At 73.1% G+C, this 17,310-nt stretch carries 19 protein-coding genes and 1 pseudogene; 5 read left to right on the forward strand and 15 right to left on the reverse strand.

All coding sequences use genetic code 11. The annotated features are described in order from the left end of the window. Positions 1-41: 41 nt before the first annotated feature. Positions 42-851: a thioesterase family protein gene (locus FR742_RS05500; protein ID WP_148029920.1), complete on the reverse strand. Its 810-nt coding sequence runs from the start codon at positions 849-851 to the stop codon at positions 42-44. Between the two features lie 61 nt (positions 852-912). Here FR742_RS05500 and FR742_RS05505 point away from each other — a divergent pair, with 61 nt between their 5' ends. Beyond that, the gene (locus FR742_RS05505) at positions 913-1,602 is read left to right on the forward strand and encodes a TetR/AcrR family transcriptional regulator (RefSeq protein WP_148029921.1); all 690 of its coding nucleotides are present in this window, start codon (positions 913-915) and stop codon (positions 1,600-1,602) included. Here the strand turns inward: FR742_RS05505 and FR742_RS45580 are convergent. Together FR742_RS45580 and FR742_RS45585 are read right to left on the reverse strand one after the other, a co-directional pair. Next, a complete protein-coding gene (locus tag FR742_RS45580; protein WP_148029922.1) occupies positions 1,581-1,808 on the reverse strand; it encodes a hypothetical protein in 228 nt (75 codons plus the stop codon). The two genes, FR742_RS05505 and FR742_RS45580, sit on opposite strands and share 22 nt — an antisense overlap. A gap of 255 nt (positions 1,809-2,063) precedes the next feature. Beyond that, positions 2,064-2,195: a hypothetical protein gene (locus FR742_RS45585; RefSeq protein ID WP_261808370.1), complete on the reverse strand. Its 132-nt coding sequence runs from the start codon at positions 2,193-2,195 to the stop codon at positions 2,064-2,066. 12 nt (positions 2,196-2,207) lie between these two features. Between FR742_RS45585 and FR742_RS45590 the strand changes: the two genes are divergently transcribed. Then, complete coding sequence (locus FR742_RS45590; protein WP_261808371.1) at positions 2,208-2,330, forward strand: hypothetical protein; 123 nt, start codon at positions 2,208-2,210, stop codon at positions 2,328-2,330. Here FR742_RS45590 and FR742_RS46485 read toward each other — a convergent pair. From FR742_RS46485 to FR742_RS05520, 3 genes and pseudogenes are all read right to left on the reverse strand, one after another. After that, positions 2,303-2,494, reverse strand: a pseudogene (locus tag FR742_RS46485) (trehalase-like domain-containing protein); the annotation flags it as partial. The gene FR742_RS45590 and the pseudogene FR742_RS46485 overlap by 28 nt on opposite strands. A 35-nt stretch (positions 2,495-2,529) precedes the next feature. After that, positions 2,530-3,498 carry a TIGR03885 family FMN-dependent LLM class oxidoreductase gene (locus FR742_RS05515; RefSeq protein ID WP_148029923.1) on the reverse strand — a complete coding sequence of 323 codons (969 nt, stop codon included), beginning with the start codon at positions 3,496-3,498 and terminating at the stop codon, positions 2,530-2,532. A 187-nt stretch (positions 3,499-3,685) separates the two neighbouring features. Beyond that, positions 3,686-4,507, reverse strand: a complete 822-nt coding sequence (locus FR742_RS05520) for a nuclease-related domain-containing protein (protein ID WP_148029924.1) — start codon at positions 4,505-4,507, stop codon at positions 3,686-3,688. Between the two features lie 257 nt (positions 4,508-4,764). Between FR742_RS05520 and FR742_RS05525 the strand changes: the two genes are divergently transcribed. After that, positions 4,765-5,055, forward strand: a complete 291-nt coding sequence (locus FR742_RS05525) for a hypothetical protein (RefSeq protein WP_148029925.1) — start codon at positions 4,765-4,767, stop codon at positions 5,053-5,055. Between the two features lie 5 nt (positions 5,056-5,060). Continuing rightward, positions 5,061-5,423, forward strand: coding sequence for a DUF5130 family protein (locus FR742_RS05530; protein ID WP_187281009.1), 363 nt, complete (start codon positions 5,061-5,063; stop codon positions 5,421-5,423). Here FR742_RS05530 and FR742_RS05535 read toward each other — a convergent pair. Further along, positions 5,420-6,367, reverse strand: coding sequence for a hypothetical protein (locus tag FR742_RS05535; protein WP_148029927.1), 948 nt, complete (start codon positions 6,365-6,367; stop codon positions 5,420-5,422). The two genes, FR742_RS05530 and FR742_RS05535, sit on opposite strands and share 4 nt — an antisense overlap. A gap of 69 nt (positions 6,368-6,436) precedes the next feature. Between FR742_RS05535 and rarD the strand changes: the two genes are divergently transcribed. Next, on the forward strand, positions 6,437-7,399 hold the full coding sequence (gene rarD, locus FR742_RS05540) for an EamA family transporter RarD (protein ID WP_148029928.1): 963 nt from the start codon (positions 6,437-6,439) through the stop codon (positions 7,397-7,399). On the opposite strand, the gene FR742_RS05545 is transcribed toward rarD, so the two are convergent. From FR742_RS05545 to FR742_RS05580, 8 genes are all read right to left on the reverse strand, one after another. Next, a complete protein-coding gene (locus tag FR742_RS05545; protein WP_148029929.1) occupies positions 7,293-8,156 on the reverse strand; it encodes a hypothetical protein in 864 nt (287 codons plus the stop codon). The genes rarD and FR742_RS05545 overlap by 107 nt on opposite strands. A 73-nt stretch (positions 8,157-8,229) precedes the next feature. Next, on the reverse strand, positions 8,230-9,522 hold the full coding sequence (locus tag FR742_RS05550) for a serine/threonine-protein kinase (protein ID WP_148029930.1): 1,293 nt from the start codon (positions 9,520-9,522) through the stop codon (positions 8,230-8,232). Positions 9,523-9,626: 104 nt separating this feature from the next. Next, positions 9,627-11,837: a TIM-barrel domain-containing protein gene (locus tag FR742_RS05555; RefSeq protein ID WP_148029931.1), complete on the reverse strand. Its 2,211-nt coding sequence runs from the start codon at positions 11,835-11,837 to the stop codon at positions 9,627-9,629. Further along, positions 11,834-12,931 (reverse strand): glycoside hydrolase family 15 protein, encoded by a 1,098-nt coding sequence (locus tag FR742_RS05560; RefSeq protein ID WP_222708845.1) that lies wholly within the window; start codon positions 12,929-12,931, stop codon positions 11,834-11,836. Before FR742_RS05560 ends, FR742_RS05555 begins: the two co-directional genes overlap by 4 nt. A 28-nt stretch (positions 12,932-12,959) precedes the next feature. Then, the gene (locus FR742_RS05565) at positions 12,960-14,219 is read right to left on the reverse strand and encodes a sugar ABC transporter substrate-binding protein (protein ID WP_148029933.1); all 1,260 of its coding nucleotides are present in this window, start codon (positions 14,217-14,219) and stop codon (positions 12,960-12,962) included. 12 nt (positions 14,220-14,231) lie between these two features. Further along, on the reverse strand, positions 14,232-15,038 hold the full coding sequence (locus FR742_RS05570) for a carbohydrate ABC transporter permease (protein WP_148029934.1): 807 nt from the start codon (positions 15,036-15,038) through the stop codon (positions 14,232-14,234). Then, positions 15,031-15,978 (reverse strand): carbohydrate ABC transporter permease, encoded by a 948-nt coding sequence (locus FR742_RS05575; protein ID WP_222708846.1) that lies wholly within the window; start codon positions 15,976-15,978, stop codon positions 15,031-15,033. The genes FR742_RS05570 and FR742_RS05575 overlap by 8 nt, the downstream gene beginning before the upstream one ends. Then, positions 15,975-17,198: an ROK family transcriptional regulator gene (locus FR742_RS05580; protein WP_148029935.1), complete on the reverse strand. Its 1,224-nt coding sequence runs from the start codon at positions 17,196-17,198 to the stop codon at positions 15,975-15,977. The genes FR742_RS05575 and FR742_RS05580 overlap by 4 nt, the downstream gene beginning before the upstream one ends. Positions 17,199-17,310 lie beyond the last annotated feature (112 nt).

Consider the following 17,310-nt stretch of genomic DNA (forward strand, 5'->3'; position numbering starts at 1 on the left):
CGCCCGGTAACTGAGACGGATGTCCACGACCCGATACGGCGTCAGGCGGGGACGCGGATCGCGGCGAGCTGGGTCGCCTGCGCCACCAGGCGGTCCCGCGAGTCCCACACCATGGCCGTCTCGTCCATCCTCCCGCCGCCCACCTCGGTGACCGACAGGCGCACCTTGACCGGGCCGGGGGCCGGCAGGCGCAGCACGTGCGCGGTGAGCTGGATCGTCGGCGCCCAGCCCGGCAGGCCCAGGTCGTAGGAGGCCGGGGGCACCGGGTCCAGGGCCAGCAGCAGGCTGAGCGGGTCCCACGCGGCGCCGTCCTTGAGCCGCTGCCAGGTGTCGAGCCGCCCGCGCAGGGACGGCTCGCCGAACACGAAACCCACCTGCTCGGGGTGGAGCCGCAGCTCCAGCACGTCCATGAGCGGCACCGGGAAGGCGTTGCCCGGCACCTCTCTCGGCGCCAGGAAGCAGGACTCCTCCGGGGGCATCTCGACCGCCGGCGCCGACGTCCAGCGCGGATCGGCGTCGTCCAGCAGGCCGAGCGTCACCAGCGCGGCCACCCGCGGCCTGCCCTGCTGCGTGAGCTCCGCCCTGACCTGGGTCACGGTCCTCCCGGCGCGCAGCACCTCGACCAGGACCTCGGCCGGCCCCGGCTCCGGCGGCTCGGCGAACGACGCGCTCACGGCGGTCACGTGCGGGTGCCCGGGGCCCGCCGCGCTTTCGAGCGCCGCCCTGGCCAGCACCGCCATCAGGTAGCCGCCGTGCAGCTTGTCGCCGACGCTCCACGTCGCGTCCAGCCTGGCCTCGTACGTGCCCTGGCCGGTGGTCTTGACCGCCGTCGCCTCGTCGAATCGCGTCATGTGCTCCCCTTCGCAGAGGATCAGATTGACATCGTTAACCTAACGGCGTCAACCTAGGGAGGTGACGGAGAAACGGGTCCGCGCCCGGCGCGGCGACGGCGCGCTGCTGCGCGAGGAGCTCCTGCGCGCGGCCGAGGAGCTGCTGGACGAGACCGGCACCGAGGAGGCGCTCACCGTCCGCGCGGTCGCCGCCCGCGCGGGAGTCTCCACGCCCTCGGTCTACCTGCACTTCGCCGACAAGGAGGAACTGCTGGAGGCGGTGTGCCTGCGGGTGTGGGACGAGCTCGGCAGGCTCGTGGCCGAGTGCCGGGACCCCGACCCGTTCCTGCGGCTGGGCCGGTGCGGCCGGGCCTACATCCGTTTCGCGCTGGACCACCCGGTGCAGTACCGGGTGCTGATGATGACCCCCTCGGCGGGGGAGGGGGTGCCGCCCGCCGCGCAGGCGTGCTTCGGCTACATGGTGGACGCCGTCCGCGCGTGCGTCGAGGCGGGGGTGATGCGCGGCGAGCCCGAACGGCTCGCCCTGGCCCTGTGGTCGGCGGCGCACGGCTGCGCCGCGCTGCTCATCGCGCAGCCGTCGTTCCCCTGGCCGGACCGGGACGCGATGATCGACCTGATCGTCCGGATCAGCGGGTTCGGCGCCGCGCTCGGCCCGCGCATGGCGGGCGCCCTGCCGCCCAGCCGGGAGCTCGCCGCCGCGCTGGACGCCTTCGAGGCCCGCCTCGGTGGTCAGCTCCCGGAGCGGCCCTGACTCCTGCTGCCCTCCTCGCCGGGCAGCCCGTCGTCGACCTCCGCGGGGCTGTAGCGGTGCACCAGGTCGCCGTCGCAGAGCTCCTCGATCACGCGGTCGACGGTGCCCAGCACGCGCACCTCGTCGGCGGCCCGCCGCCAGCGGTGCGCCGGCGCGCTCTCGTCACCGAGCAGCCCGGCCAGCCGCACACCCCGGTCCAGGCACACCCAACATCAGCCCGCGCAGCACCAGCGCGCTGCGCCGGACGTGCGCCCGCCCGGTCCCGATGTCGTCGCCCCGGCTCGACCACGTCTCCCACGCGGTACGGTCGCGCGCAGCAGTGCGTCGGCCCTGCGGACGTCGTCGGCACGCCGTGGCGCGTCCGCGTACCCCAGCACGACGGCGAACCCCTCACCGGGCCCCAGCGACGTCTCGATCCCGAGGACGGAGCCGGAGCGGAGCAGCGGCCGGTCGGCGGCGGCTCACAGCCGGGGCTCCTCGTGCACCCACGTCCCGTCGCCGTCCGGCCGCCACCGGGCCGTCTCCCGCGTGTAGCCGGGCCGGGCGTCGATCCCGATCCGGACGTCGGCGGTCCCGCCGGTAGCCCGCACCACGCGGACGAGTAGGTGCCGGGCGGCGAGCGGGCCGGCCGGGTCGCCGTCGTCGGCGACGGCCAGGAATCCGTCACCGTCACGGTCGCGTCGCCGGTGCGGTGGACGCTCTCCAGCACCAGGGTGTCGCCGAGATAGCGGCGCTCCGGCGCTCCCGCGCCCGCCACCTCGATGTCGAGGGCGCCGCCGCGGTCGCGGTCGAGCAGGCGCGCGAACACGCTCTCGCCGTCGAAGGCCGGCACGCAGAACCACTCGACCGCCCCGCCCGGGGCGACGAGCGCGGCGGTGTGGGTGTCCGACAGGAACGCTTATCCGTCGATCGGCGGGAAGCGTGCGCTCAAGCCGGTTCCCGCAGCCGCGGCAGCACCTTCTGGCCGAAGGCGTCGATGAAACCGCGCTGCTCCTGGCCCACGTGGTGCAGGAAGAGCGTGTCGAAGCCGAGGTCGGCGTACTCGGCGAGCCAGCCGGCATGGCGTTCCAGGTCGGCGGAGACCAGCACGGCCCGCCGCACGTCGTCGGGCCTGACGGTGGCGGAGGCCTGCTCGTACTCCTCCGGCGTCGACAGGTTCCAGGGCACGTCGCCGCCGAGCACGCCCGTGCGCCACTGCTCGTGCGCGATCCGCAGCGCGGTCTGCTCGTCCTCGGCCCACGACAGGTGGACCTGGAGGTAGACCGGCTTGCCCGCGCCGCCTCCCTCGCGGAACGCCTCGACGACCCGGCGCAGCTGCGGCACGTCCTGGTTGACGGTGATGAGCCCGTCGGCCCACGAGCCGGCCCATCGGGCGGTCTCGGCGCTGACGGCGGCGCCGATCAGCGGGGGCGGGGTCTCGGGCAGGGTGTAGAGCTGGGCGCGGTCCACCGTGACGAGCCCGCGGTGCGACACGCACTCCCCGGCGAACAGCGCCCGCATGACGTCGACGCACTCCCGCAGCCGCGCCTTGCGCTCCGGCTTGGCCGGCCACCTGTCGCCGGTGATGTGCTCGTTGAGCGCCTGGCCGCTGCCCAGCGCCATCCAGAACCGGCCGGGGAACATCTCGCAGAGCGTGGCGGCCTTCTGCGCGGCCACCGCGGGGTGGTAACGCTGACCGGGCGCGGTGACGACGCCGAACGGCAGGCCGGTGCCGGCCAGCGCGGCTCCCAGCCAGGACCAGGCGTAGCCGGAGTGGCCCTGGGCGTGGCTCCAGGGCGCGAAGTGGTCGGAGCACATCGCGGTGGTGAAACCCGCCTCCTCGGCCCGGCGCACTGCCTCCAGCAGGGCGCTCGGCGCGAGCTGTTCGTGCGAGGCGTGGAAACCGAGTCTGGCCATGGGGAGACACTCCTTCTGCGGGTCCGGACGGTCATCCGGGGCGGCACGCGCCGCCCCGGTGTTCCGGTTTCCGCTTCCCCGCCGGGGCCCGCTTATGTGGGCGCGACGCGTACGGGGACGTATCCGCGAGAAGGAAGGCCGCCGCGGAGAGGCACAGGTGTGCCAGTGAGGCCTCTCCGCCTGCCTGTCAGCCCTCGCCGTAGCGCGGGGGCAGCACCTGGGCCGCGATCTCGTAGATCTTGTCGATCTCCGTGTCGGTGAGCGCGCGCTCCCGCTTGGTGATCCACCGGCGGGCCCGGACGCCCTCGTAGACGTCCACGCCCTTGATCGTCATGATCTTCCAGGGCACCGGCGGGCCGTAGATCGCCAGCGACGGCACCACCGACACCTGGTGGCCGTAGGCCTTGCTGATCAGCTCGGCGGCCCGGGTCGCCTCGCCCCTGGCCTCGACGAGGCGGTCCTTCTTGTCGAAGGGGCCGTGGAAGAGCTTCTTGCCCATCTGCACCCGCACGGGAAGCCGCTTGTCCCACTTCTCCGAGTCGACCGCGTACACGCCCGTCGGCCCGACGACCAGGTGGTCGATCTGCGCTTCGGTGCCGGGGATGGCGCGGGCGTGGAGGGTGCGGTAGCCGCGGCGCTCAAGCTGGCGCAGCTGCGCCTCGGTGCGGCGCTCGGCCACCGAGGAGCGCCGCCAGGCCGGCACCGTCGAGTTGGAACGCGCGCGGTAGATCGCCTCGCCGATGGCGGCGAGCACGCCCGCGGTCACGCCCACCCGCCAGTCCATGACCAGGAGACCCACGGCGACGCCGACGGCGAGGGCCAGCAGCGCGCGGTTGCGCATGCGGCGGAAGCGAGGCTGCTGGAGCAGCTCGCGCATGGAGGCCCGCTCGACCGGCGCATAGGTGGTGGTGGGCGCCGCAGGTTTGGCGGTCTGCTCGTTTTCCGGTCTGTCGCTCACCCAGATCGGGGACGTGTTGTGACCGTCTTCACGCTGAGGGTCGGAGTCCACGTGATTCACCGTAGCCCGGGGTTCTGATGCATTCCTAGTGCTGCCTTGTCCATAGTTTTATGGCCCGGCTCACCGTGTCCTACGCCCGGTTTCCGGGTACTTATTACGTTCCTCTCTAGAGAGGTAGGGAGAGCCCGAGGCGATCCTAGCCCTGCCGGAGGGCCTCGCGATCATGTTGACCGGGTCTTTGGCATCTCCTGTCGAGACTCTCGTACCTGGGTCTGGCCGGACCGGCGGACCGGGATTACGTTCGTGATGTGAACAGCGCGCTGGAGATCCTGCTCTTCCTCATCGGGGTGTCGCTGGGACTGTTCGTGCTGATCAGCCTGCTCGTGCTGATGCCGGGGCGCGGTGCCGCGCGCAAGGCGGAGGCGGGGCCGGTGTGGATCGGCGGCCCCGGCCGCGGCGACCGCGGCGTGAGCACGTCGGGGCTCGTGCTGGTCGACCGGCCGCCGCAGTGGGCGCCGCCGGGAGAGGCCGACTGGGTCGCGGCGGCGGAGACCGCCGAGCCCGGCATGCGGGTCGGTGGCGCGTCGGCGGGATGGTGATCGGGATGCGAACTCTCTCCGCGGCCCAGGCCGACGACGTCCGGCAGGCCCTGCGGGCCGCGGAGCGGCGCTGCGCCCTGCGCTTCGCGCTCTTCCTCGGCTCGCCCGTCGGCGGCCGGCGCCACTTCGCCGAGCGGCTGCACGCCGCGCTCGACGAGGAGGCGGACGACGCCGTCGTGATCATGGTCGACGTACGGGGCCGCGCCCTGGAGATCGTCACCGGCGAGAACGCCAGGCGCCGGCTCTCCGACGCGTCGTGCCGGCTGACGGCGATGTCCATGGCCACCGCGTTCAGCGCGGGCGACCTGGTGGGCGGCCTGCTGTACGGGATCGGCGCCCTGGCCGAGCAGGCCGGCGCCCGCCGCTAGCCGTCGATCAGCGCGGCGATGTGCTCGCTCACGCCCCTGAGCAGCGTGGACGGCTCGATCGGCGCCGCGGCGACGGCGGCGAAGAACGACGGCAGGCCCGGCAGCGGGAAACCGTCGTCGCGGGCCGCGGCCGCGCCCACCGGGCTCTTGCCGAGCGTGCTCCGGCTGCGCTCCCACGCGTCGAGCACCTCCTCCGGCGACGGCACGCCGAAGCCGTGGCCCACCGGCGCCGCGTGGCGCAGGCGTACCAGCGGGGTCTCCGCGAACGCGAGCGCGACGCGGGCGCGCTCCTGAAGGCCGGCGCGCGGCTCGGGAGCGATCCAATCCATCGCCGTGCAGGGGTTGCGGCAGGTGGCCACGCACACCGCGAGCGCGCCCGCCACCTGGCTGTGCTGCCGGTCGAAGTACGCGCGCCAGCCCTCGGACGGCTCTCCCGCCACCCTCAGCGTCCGGTTGGTGGCCGACTGCTCCGCCTTGGTGTGGTCGCAGTCGCGGTCGCCGATCACGCCGAACCGGCTGCCGGTCGCGCTCAGGCCCTCCGGCCAGCGGGCGGGGTCGCCCGCGTGGCCCAGGTGCGGCTCGAACGCCAGCAGCGGCAGGTATTCGGCGGCGATGTGCACCGCGGCGATCATCGGGCTCAGCTCGCGGCGGTGCCAGCGGATCGCGATGACCTCCAGCAGCAGGCCGTAGGCGGGGCGCAGCGACTCCAGCGCGCCGCGCGGCTGCTCGCGCGGGGTCTGCGGCATGTGGCACGCCCGGGCCTGCCGCCTGAGCGACGAGGGCACCGCCTTGGTGTCGACGGCGAAGTCCTCGGCGTCGAGCGACAGCAACCGCTGCCCGAACTCGCAGGCCTCCGCGATCCGGGGGTCGGGCGACAGCGCCCCGAGGTCGGCGAACGCGTAGCGGCGCGCCAGCGCCACGAAAAGATCACGAGTCGTCTCCACCGGATCACCCTACTCAGACCGGACACCGGCGGGTCCCTCGGCGAGGAATCCCCGGGTTAGGGTGGGGCGATGTCTGTCGCGCGGCGCGGGGTCCTGCTGGGCGCGGCGGCGTACGTGCTGTGGGGGCTGTCCGCCCTCTACTGGCCGCTGGTGGAGCCCACGGGGCCGGTGGAGATCCTGGCGCTGCGGGTGCTGTGGTCGCCGGTCGCGATCGGCCTGCTGGTGCTCGCTCTCGGCAGGCGCCGCAAGGTGGCGGCGATCCTGCGCAGGCCCCGCGACGTGGCCCTGCTGAGCGTCGCCAGCGTGCTGACCTCGGTCAACTGGGCGCTGTTCATCTGGGCGACCATGAACGGCCACGTCGTCGACGCCTCGCTCGGCTACTTCATCACCCCTCTGGTCAGCATCGCCTTCGGGGTGGTGCTGTTCAGGGAGCGGCTGCGCCCCGCCCAGTGGGCGGCGATCGGCCTCGCGGCCGTCACCGTGGTGGTGCTCACGATCGAGTACGGGGGGCCGCCGTGGATCGCGCTGGGCCTGGCCGTGACGTTCGGCACCTACGGGCTGATCAAGAAGAGGGTGGCCGTCGGCGCCGTGGAGGGGCTGATGGTGGAGACCGCCGTGCTGTTCCCGTTCGCGCTGGCGTACACGGTGGTGCTGCAGGCGAGCGGGCAGGCGACGTTCGGGCACGTGTCGGCCGCCAACACGCTGCTGGGCGTCGGGTCGGGGTTCGTGATGATCGTGCCGATGCTGCTGTTCAGCGCCGCGGCCACCAAGATCCCGCTGAGCGTGACCGGCATGCTGCAGTACATCGAGCCGATCGTGCAGTTCCTCGTCGGGCTGCTGGTCTTCCGTGAGCCGATGCCGGCCACCCGGTGGCTCGCGTTCGCGGTGCTGTGGGCGGCGCTCGCGCTGCTGGCGGCCGACGGCCTCAGGCGACGGGCTCGGGAGAGCGCGGATCGTCGAGCTCCACCGCGATCCGCTCGATCATCTCGAACTGCCGCATCAGCCGTTCGAGATCAGGAGGAGACACGGTGAACGTGTCGTACACCGCCTCGCCCCCGGCCGTGTAGCTTAGCTCGTGGCCGCAGGCGTCGTCCCACAGGCCGCTGATCACCCGCAACGCCGGCGACAGCCGGTCGGCGTGGATGCGCCGCACCTTCACGCCCGCCTCGGCCTGCTCGCGGGCCAGCGCGTCGAGGGCGTCGCTCCACTCGCGGTAGATGAACACCCGCCTGATCACCACGCCCCTGGCCAGCGCGTCGGCCTGCGCCCGCCAGTATTCGCGGCCGACCGGCTCCAGCCACCACTCCAGGTCGACGGAGGGCACGCTGGTGACGCAGATCTGCCGCTTCGCCTGCCGGATGAGCCGCAGGAACACCCCGTTGTCGCCATAAGGGGCGCGGAAGTGGCCGCGCTCCAGGTCGGCGAGCGTGCGCAGGCACTCCTCGAAGGCGTCGCGGCAGGCGTCGTCGGCGGGCGTGCCCTTGTACTGGAGCTCGACGTGCTTGGCGGCGCGCAGCATCGGCTCCATGAGGTCGGGCAGCCAGGGGATCTTCTCGATCGTGGACACCAGGGCGCCGACCCGGGTCTCGTGGTCGACCCGGCGCCGCTCCCGCAGCAGCGTCTGGACCTGGAGGGTGATGACGCCGCCGAGGAGGCCTGCCACGGTGCCGAGGGCCTGCGCGGTGTCCTCACGCACGTAGAAGATCACCGCCAGCAGGACCGAGAGGACCGTGCCGATGATCAGGACCGGATCGACGATGACCGACTTCTGCTTGGCGGGCCTCTTCACCAAGGGCTCCAGGGGGTGAGCGACGGTGGTCAGACGCGACGATAGCCGATCTTGACCGCTGTCACCCGGACCGTCAAGGACAGGGTGTCGTGATGCACTGGATGTCGCCGGTCGGCTTGGCCGTGGGCTCCTGGGTCGGCTCGTGCGGGTCGGGCTCGGACGGCTCGTCGGTCGGCTCGCCGGTGGGGTCGGGCTCCGGCTCGGTGGTCGGGTCGGGGGAGGGGGTCGTCGGCGGGTCCGTCGGGGAGGGGGACACCGTGGGGGTGCCGGTCGGGCTGGGCCTGCCGGTGACGGCCGGCGGCGGGACCCGCGTCGGCCTGCCGTCGGACGCCTGGTTGCCCGCCTCGGTCGGCCGCCCGGTCGCCGTCGCCGAGGTGTGCGGCTCGGACGAGCTCGCGGGCGGGAGGACGGGGTTCTGCTGGGCGGTCTCGGCCGGGCGCATCCACACCATGGCCGCGACGCCCGCGGTGACCAGCATCGCGAGCACCGTCGCGAGCATGGCGGACATCGCGCGCCTGCGCCGGGGCGCGGGGGCGGCGCCCGGGGAGGTCATGGCCGTGCGGGCGGCCCGCGCCATGTCCTCGGCGGAGGCGTAGCGCCGGTCGGGCGCCTTCTCCAGCGCCCTGGCCACCACCTCGCGCGGCCCGCGCGGCACCTCGGGCGGCAGCGGCGGGACGGACGCGTGCAGGTGTTTGTAGATGATCTGGACCGGGGTGTCGCCCTCGTAGGGCAGGCGGCCGGTCAGGCACTCGTAGGCCACCACGCCGAGCGCGTAGACGTCGACCGCCGGGGTGATCTCGCTGGAGGTCGCCATCTCGGGCGCGCAGTAGCCGGCCGAGCAGAGCATCGACCCGGTGGCGGTGAGCTGGGCGGCCGAGGCCGAGTGGGCGATGCCGAAGTCGGTCAGCGCCACCGAGCCGCCGGCCCGCACGACGAGGTTGGCGGGCTTGACGTCGCGGTGCACGATGCCCTGCGCGTGGGCCGCGGCCAGCGCGTCGGCCACCTCGGCGACCAGCCGCATGGTGGCCACCGGGTCGAGCGCGGCCCGGCGCAGGTGCTTGTCGAGCGACTCGCCCTCGACGAACTCCATCACCAGGAACGTCACCTGGCGGCCGCCGACCTCGCAGCTCCCGTAGTCGTAGACGTCGACCACGCCCGGATGGCGCAGCGTGGCCATGGCCCTGGCTTCGTTCTGGAACCGCTGGAGGAAGGCGGCGTCCTCGCTCAGCGCGGGCATGAGCACCTTGACGGCGACCGTGCGGCCGAGCACCGTGTCGGTGGCACGCCACACCTCGCCCATGCCGCCACCGCCGACCCGCTCGGTCAGCAGGTAGCGGTCGTTCAGCGTGGTTCCGGCACCCAGCACGTCATCCACGCTAACACCGGCTCGGAGGTGCCCGCGCTCGGAACGATCCGGTCGTCACACCACCGTTTCCCGAGGCAGGAGCGGTCCTGCCACGGGTCGTCGGCTCAGGTCGTGAAAACGGGGGACAGACCGGGCCAGTGCGCCGCCGTGCAGACCACCGGGGGGCGGTCGAGCGGGGCGGGCAGCACGACCTCGCGGCCGCCGCGCAGCGGGCGGCCGGTCCAGACGTCCACCCAGTCGCCCCCGGGCAGGTAGACCGGCATCTCCGGGACATCGGGATCGGTCACCGGGGCGACCAGCAGCGCGTCGCCCAGCTTGAACTGCAGCGGATACCGCCAGACGGCCGGGTCGTCCGGGTGGTCGAAGAACAGCCCGCGCATCAGCGGCGGCCCGTCCAGCGCCCGCCCGGCCTGCTCGGCCAGGTAGGGCACCAGCCGTTCGCGCAGCTCGGCGAGCCGCCTGAAGACCGGGACCACCCGCTCGTCGCCGGTCCGCTCCGCGACGTTCCACGGCGTGCGGTCCCGGAGCGGCTCGCGGTGGTGGTTGAACTCGGAGTGGTACTGCATGATCGGCATGAACGCGGCCGCGCCCGCCGCCCGCAGATACAGCTCCGCGCCCGGCACGTCACCGGAGAACCCGGCCAGATCCCACCCCCAGTACACGACCCCGCAGGCCGAGGCGGTGATCCCGGCCCTGATCGAGGCCCGGAACGCCTCCCAGGTCGAGTCCTCGTCCCCCGCCCAGTAGGCGCCGTGCGGCTGTGACCCGGCGAACCCGGCCCGGCTGAACGTCACCGGCGCCTTCCCGTGCCGCCGCAGCAGGTCACCGAACGCGCGCGCGTAGTGGACGGGGAACAGGTTGTTGCCGTCCGCGCCCCGGCGGCCGTCGGCGTAGCGCAGGTCGTGGCCCCACGCGTGCTCGCCGCCGTCGGTCTTGAACCCGTCGACGCCGACCTCCGCCACCAGGTAGGCGCGCTTGGCCGTCCACCAGTCGCGCACCTCACGCGACGACAGGTCCGGCATCAGCGCCAGCGGGAACCACCAGCCCCGGTTCCGGTACGGCCGGCCGTCGGCCTCCTTGACCCCGTAGCCGCGCTCCACGAGCTGACGGGCGTCCACGGCGGCCTGGTGCCTCGGGTGCGGGCGCGTCTTCTGCAGCGGTATCTGCCAGAGCAGCACCTTGATCCCGCGCTCGTGCAGCTCGTCCACCATGCCCTTGGGGTCCGGCCACGGGCCGTCCGCCGGGAAGGTGTAGTCGGCCAGCCGGTGCGGCTCCTCGGACGGTTCGTACTCCGCCCCTCGGAAGGCGGTGAACGTGGTCTCGTCGCTCCACGCCTCGATCACCACCGCGCCGACCGGGACGCCGTGCTCGCGGTGCCGGTCCATCTCGGCCATTACCCTGGCCTGGGTGTTCCACTCGTTGCCGCTGGCCCACAGCCTGAACACCCACGCGGGCAGCTCCTCAGCCCTCCCCACGTCGTCCAGGAACCGCCGCAGCACGCCGGCCGGCGTCCCCTCGTCGTACAGGTCGACCGCCACCTCGCCGTCCGGCCCCACCTCGGCCTCGACCGCGATCCGGTCGCTCTCGGACGCGCCGACGTCGTACCAGGTCCTGCGCGAGGTGTCGATCCGGAACCCCCAGGCCGCCCCGGCGTCCACCACCAGGGCGAACGGCATCGGCAGATACGTCCTGCCGTGCGCGCCCTGGCTCTTGTACTGCTCGAACACGACCGCGTCGAGCGTGCGCCCGCGCTGGTCCACCGCGTCGAACCGCTCCCCGAACCCGACCACGTGCGCCTCCCGGCCGAGCTCCAGCGCGAACCGGACCCGCAGCGGCCCGTCCCCGTCGGCCAGCCACCGCACGCTCCCCGGCACCACCCGGTCCCTCCCGCGCACGACCAGCTTCCCGCCGCCGCCGGACCACCGCGCCGCCGTCACGTGGAACCACCTGCCGGTACGGATCCCGCCCCGCCCGTCGGCGGCCCGGAACCGGTAGGAGTACCGGCGGCCCGCTTCCAGCGCGGGAGTCCTGACGGCCCACGCACCGGCGGCGGCCCTCGTCGCCCGCGCGTGCGCCGCCGCCAGATGCCCGCCGTCCCCGACGGACGCCTCCGCCCCGGCGGACCCTGCTCTGGTGAGCGGGAGCTCCACGGGCGGGCCGCCGTCCGTCACCCACTCGCACACCACCGACGTCACCCCCGGCGCCGCCCGGACGCGCAGCTCCACCGGCTCGCCGTCCAGGGGCCGCGCCGGGACGCGCTGGTCCTCGGTCTCCGCGTACGGGTGCCCGGACCCGAAGGGGCGGTGCCGGATCATGCCCCCACCTCCAGCTCGTCCGCGAGGATCAGGTACATGCCGTGCGACCAGAGCAGCGGCGTCGCCACCGGCCCCCACCGGTCCAGCCACTCCTGCCGCCGCCCGGGATCGAGCAGCAGGTCGGACACCTGCTCCGGCAGGTCGCCCGCGGGGGTCGCCTGCGCCTCCATCCACCGCAGATACCGCCGCGCCTCCCCGGGCCGCCCGGCCCGCGCGTGGTTCCAGCCGAGGAACCCGGCCAGCAGCACCCACCGGCCGCCGCCGTAGAAGGTGTCGTCCAGGTAGCGGTACACCCCGCCGTCCCTGGCGAGCCGCCGCTCCACCTCGGCCACGGTGCCCGCGCCCACCGGGTCGTCGGTCCCGTACAGCCCGAACGGCGTCACGCACGCCAGCAGACTGGCGTCCACGGCGTCCGTGCCGAGCCACTTGGTGAGATGCGGGCGACCCTCCACCGGCCGGGTGACGCCTTCGGCGGCGACCAGGGCGGCGATGCCCGCCACCGCGCCCTCGGCCGCCTCCGTCTCCGGCCGGCTCAGCACGCCCAGGCCGATCGCCGCGCGCAGGCCCGCGTGCACCGAGCCCAGGGTGGCGACGTGCCGCCGGTCGAGGTGCTCCTCCCACCAGTCGTAACAGGGCAGGTGCCAGAACGCCGTCAGGTAGCGGGCCGCCGCCCGCACCCCCTTGTCGGTCCCCGCCACCGTCCGCCCGTGCCTGCGCGCGTGCTCCAGCAGCGCCCACAGCCACGTCCCGTACCCGTCGAGCTGGAAGTCCCACCACTCCTCGGTCCCGTCCGCCCCCTCCAGAGTGAACCGGGTCGGCAGCATCTCCGCCGGCGAGACGGTCTCACCCCGGGCGGCGCGGGAGACCAGGGCGTCCACCTGCCCGGCCCGGTCGCCCACCACGCGGGCGCACCACGCGTGGAAGGCGTCCGCGCCGGACGCGTCCCCGTGCCTGCTCACTCCTTCGGCGATGAACGCGCCGTCACGCAGCCAGGAGTAACCCCGGTAGGCGGAGAAGGTGGGCGAGGCCGGGTAGGCCCCGGTGGGAGCCTGCAGCCGGCGGATGAGGTCGAGGCTGTGCGACACGAGCGTCACGGGATCTGTCTCCTGGATGTTGAGTGGTTCAGCCGAGCAGGGCGTCGACCTCGGCGGCGGCCGCCTTGAGCGCGTCCGCCACGGACTTGCGGCCGGACGCGGCCTCGGTCAGCTCCTTGGTCACCGCGTCCTGCATCTCCTGCTGGCGCTCGATGACCGGCGGCAGCGCGATCGACTCCAGCGAGTCGAACACCGCCTGCCGGTTGGCCGGCACCGGGTCCTGCAGATAGCCGGACAGGAGCTGCTGGTCGGACACCGGCGGGAGCTCCCACGAGCTCTTGATACGGGTCCGCGCCGCGACGTCCGACGACGACAGGAACCGGGCCCAGGCGTACGCCTCCTTGCCCGCCTTGGCGCCGGCCGAGACCGCGACCGCGTTGTGGAAGACGGCGCTGGCCTTGGCCTTGTCACCGGGTTCGACGACCACGTCCCACTGGAACGGCGCGTCCTTCATGCCCGCGAACTGCCAGATGCCGTTGTGCCACATGGCGAGCTTGCCGGACTTGAACAGGTTCGTGTCGTAGTCGGCGGTGCCGCCGATCTCGGCCTCGGTCGGCATGACCTCGCCCACCTTGGACACCAGCCACTCGGCCGCCCGCGCGCCCTCGGGGCTGTCGAACGCGGCTTTCTTGCCGTCCGCCGACAGGAACTCGCCGCCCGCCTGCTTGAGCGTCTTGTAGAACTCGAAGAACTGCACCGGCTGGAAGTCGCCGAACACGCCCTTCTTCCGGTCCGTCAGCTTGGCCGCGGCCGCCTTCTCGTCGGCCCACGTCCAGTCGCTCGTGGGCGGTTCGACCCCGGCGGCCTCGAACAGGTCCTTGTTGTAGAAGAGCACCACGGTCGAGAACGAGGCCGGCAGCGCGTACTGCTTGCCGTCGCGCTGGAAGGCGGCGAGCGACTCCCCGGCGTACACCGAGGTGTCGCCGTCGCCCGCGACCGTGCCGAGATCGAGCAGCGACCCGGCGCTCGCGTACGTGACGAAGTTCTCGTAGTTCAGCTCGAAGGTGTCGGGCGCGGTGCCGCCCGCGATGCTGGTCTGCAGTTTGGTGAAGTACTCGTCGAACGGCGCGGTCTCCACCACCACGTCGATCTTCGGGTTCTCCTTCTCGAACGCGGCCACGATGGCGTCCAGGTCCTCCACGTGGTCCGGCGCCGCCGAGAACGTGAAGTACCGCAGCGTCGTCCTGTCGTCACCGGCGGCGGGGGCCCGGGTGGCCGAGCCCTGGGAGCAGGCGGAGGCGAGCAGCGCGGTCGCGAAGAGGGCGGCGACCTTGGTTCTACTGAGCATGGGGGGATTCCTTTACTTGAGCCCGCTTTGCGCGACGCTGGCGATCACGTGTTTCTGTGCGAAGACGTAGAGGATGAGGATCGGGACGACGCTGATCACCGAGCCCGCCATGACGACGTCCCACTCGGTGGTGAACTGGCCGTGCAGCGTGGCCAGGCCCAGCGGGAGCGTCATGAACTCGGGGGAGCGGATGATGATCAGCGGCCACAGGTAGCTGTTCCAGCTGGCCATGAAGCCGAAGATGGCGAAGGTCGCGAGGGCCGGCCTGATCAGCGGGAGCACCACGTACAGAAAAATCCTGAAATGTCCGGCGCCGTCGAGCACGGCGGCCTCGTCGAACTCCTTCGGCACCTGGTTGATCGCCTGCCGCAGCAGGAACACCCCGAAAGCCGAGGCGATCGTCGGCGCCAGCAGCGCGAAGTAGGTGTCGACCAGGTTGAACATCCGCATCTCGATGAAGAGCGGCACCACCAGCACGGGCAGCGGCATCATCAGCGTCGCGAGATAGACGGCGAACAGCGCGCCCCGGCCGGGGAACGGCAGCCGCGCGAACGCGTAGGCGGCCATCGCGCTGGTGACCAGCTGCATCGTCGTGGACGCGGCGCCGATCCACGCGCTGTTGGCCACGATCCGCCAGAACGGCAGCGTCTCCAGCAGCTTCCCGTACGCGTCCAGGCTCGCCCCTTCGGGGGTGAGGTCGGGCGGCACGGCCAGCACGGCGTCGCCGGGCGTCAGCGAGGTGATCACCGCCCACGCGAACGGGAACAGCATCACCACCGCGCCCAGCCCGACCACCAGGTGACGCAGCGCCTTACCCATAGGTCACCCACCGCTTCTGGCCGCGGATCTGGACGATCGTCACCAGCAGGACGAGCGCGAACAGCAGCCACGACAGCGCCGAGGCCGCCCCCGCGCGCCCGTACCGGAAGGTCAGGTCGTAGATCTGCGACACCACCACCTGCGTCGCCCCGCCGGGCCCGCCGCCGGTCATGATCTGCACCTGGTCGAACACCTGGAAGCCGTTGATCAGCGAGATCACCACGACGAAGAACGTCGAGGGCGACAACAGCGGCAGCGTGATGTGCCGGAACCGGCGCACCGCCCCCGCCCCGTCGACCATGGCGGCCTCCTGGTACTCGCGGGGGATCGCCTGCAGGCCCGCCAGCAGGATGATCATCACGAAGCCCAGGTCCTTCCAGGCCGAGGCGAGGATGATCGACGGCATCGCCCAGTCCGGGTCGGTCCACCAGCCGGGCCCGCTGACCCCGACCAGCCCGAGCACCCAGTTGACGATGCCGGAGGCCGGGTTGAGCAGCCACTTCCACATCAGCGCGACCACGACCCAGCTCGTGATCACCGGCAGGAAGTAGACGCCGCGCAGCAGGCTCCTGGCGGGCATGGCCCTGTTGAGCAGCAGCGCCAGGCCGAGACCGCCCGCGTAGACGAGCGGCAGGTAGCCCGCGATGAAGTACAGCGTGTGGCCGAACGCCGCCCTCGTCCCCGGGTCGCCCAGCAGCTCGGCGTAGTTGTCCAGGCCGACCCAGCGCATCTCGGTGATCAGGTCCCACTCGTGCAGGCTCGTCCACAGCGACGCGACCATCGGCACCAGCGTGTAGAGCGTCAGCGGGACCAGGCTGGGCAGCAGGAACACGGCCACGGTCGCGGCGTACCGCCACCGCCGCCGCGGCTCCCGCCGTGTCTCCACCTCCGGCGGGCTCGCCGTCAGCGTCACGCCCGTGGCGGGGGACCTTGCGGTCACGGTGTCGTCCCGATCAGGCGGGCGCGGACCAGGCGGCCCTGCTCACCGGCCGCCCCCGCCGCGTCGAACGGGGTCGCCAGCACCAGCGCCGCCGCCCCCTGCGCCCAGCTCGTCTCGTCCCAGCTCTCGACCTCGACCGAGATGTCGCGCCGCCCCGGGTAGAGCTGGGCCCGCAGCGCCCGGTCGAACCCCACCTGCCAGAACGGCCAGTCGGCGGTGCCCTCGCCGAGCACCACCACGACCTCCGGATCCACCACGTTGACCAGCCCGGCGGTGGCCCGTCCCAGGATCTCCCCGGCCTCGGCGAACACCTCGCACGCCACCGGGTCACCGCCCACGGCCGCCCGGCCCAGCGCGGCCACGGCCCCCAGCGGATCCGCCACGCCGTCCGGGGCCGGCGCGTCACCCGACCGGGCGCGGGCCGCCGCCAGCAGCCCCGCGGACCCCACGAACGCCTCCAGGCATCCGCGGGCCCCGCACCCGCACGCCGGCCCCCGCGGGTCCACGCACAGGTGGCCGAACTCGCCCGCGCCGCCGCGCGCCCCCCGGTACACCCGCCCGTCGGCCACGATCGCCGCGCCGACCCCGCGCCCGATGGTCAGGACGAGGAAGTCCCGGTGCGTACGCCCCCTGCCGTACAGCCGCTGGGCCGCCGCCAGCGCGTTCACGTCGTTCTCCACCAGCACCGGCAGGTTGAGCCGCCGCCGCAGCCGCTCCCCGACGGGCATGGCCTGCCATCCCAGCGTGGGCGCGTTGACCGTGCCCACGCCCTGGTCGTCCACCCCGCCGGGCACCCCGACGCCCACCCCGAGCAGCGGCGGCCCGTCGGTGATCGCCGACAGCACCGACTCGATGGCGTCCGCCAGGTCGCCGGGCGCGTCGGCCGCGCCGGGGTCGAACGGCCGCACCCACGACCCGAGCACCTCGCCGTCCAGCCGCACGTCCACCAGCACGAGGTGGTCGGCGGTCACCTTCACGCCCAGCGCGTGCCCGGCGCCGCCGACGAGCCCCAGCCGCTGGGCGGGCCGTCCGCCGCGCGACGGCTTGAGGTCGAGCTCCTCGACCATGCCGTGTCCCATCAGCTCGCGCGTCAGCTGCGTGACGGTCGCCGGGCTGACGTCCAGCTCGCGGGCGATCTCGCTGCGGCTGAGCGGCCCCACCGTGCCGAGCAGGGCGAGGATCGCCGTACGGGTGAGATCTCCGCGGTCGCTACCGGCCATGAGCTCACTTTCTTCAGCAATAAAGTTAGTGCTGAAAATATGAGCCCCGCGCAACACCCCTGTCAACCCCCGGAAACACGAAAGCCCCTCTCCCATCAGGGAAAGGGGCGAG

The organism is Nonomuraea sp. C10 (assembly GCF_008017515.1).
Taxonomy (GTDB): Bacteria; Actinomycetota; Actinomycetes; order Streptosporangiales; family Streptosporangiaceae; genus Nonomuraea; species Nonomuraea ferruginea.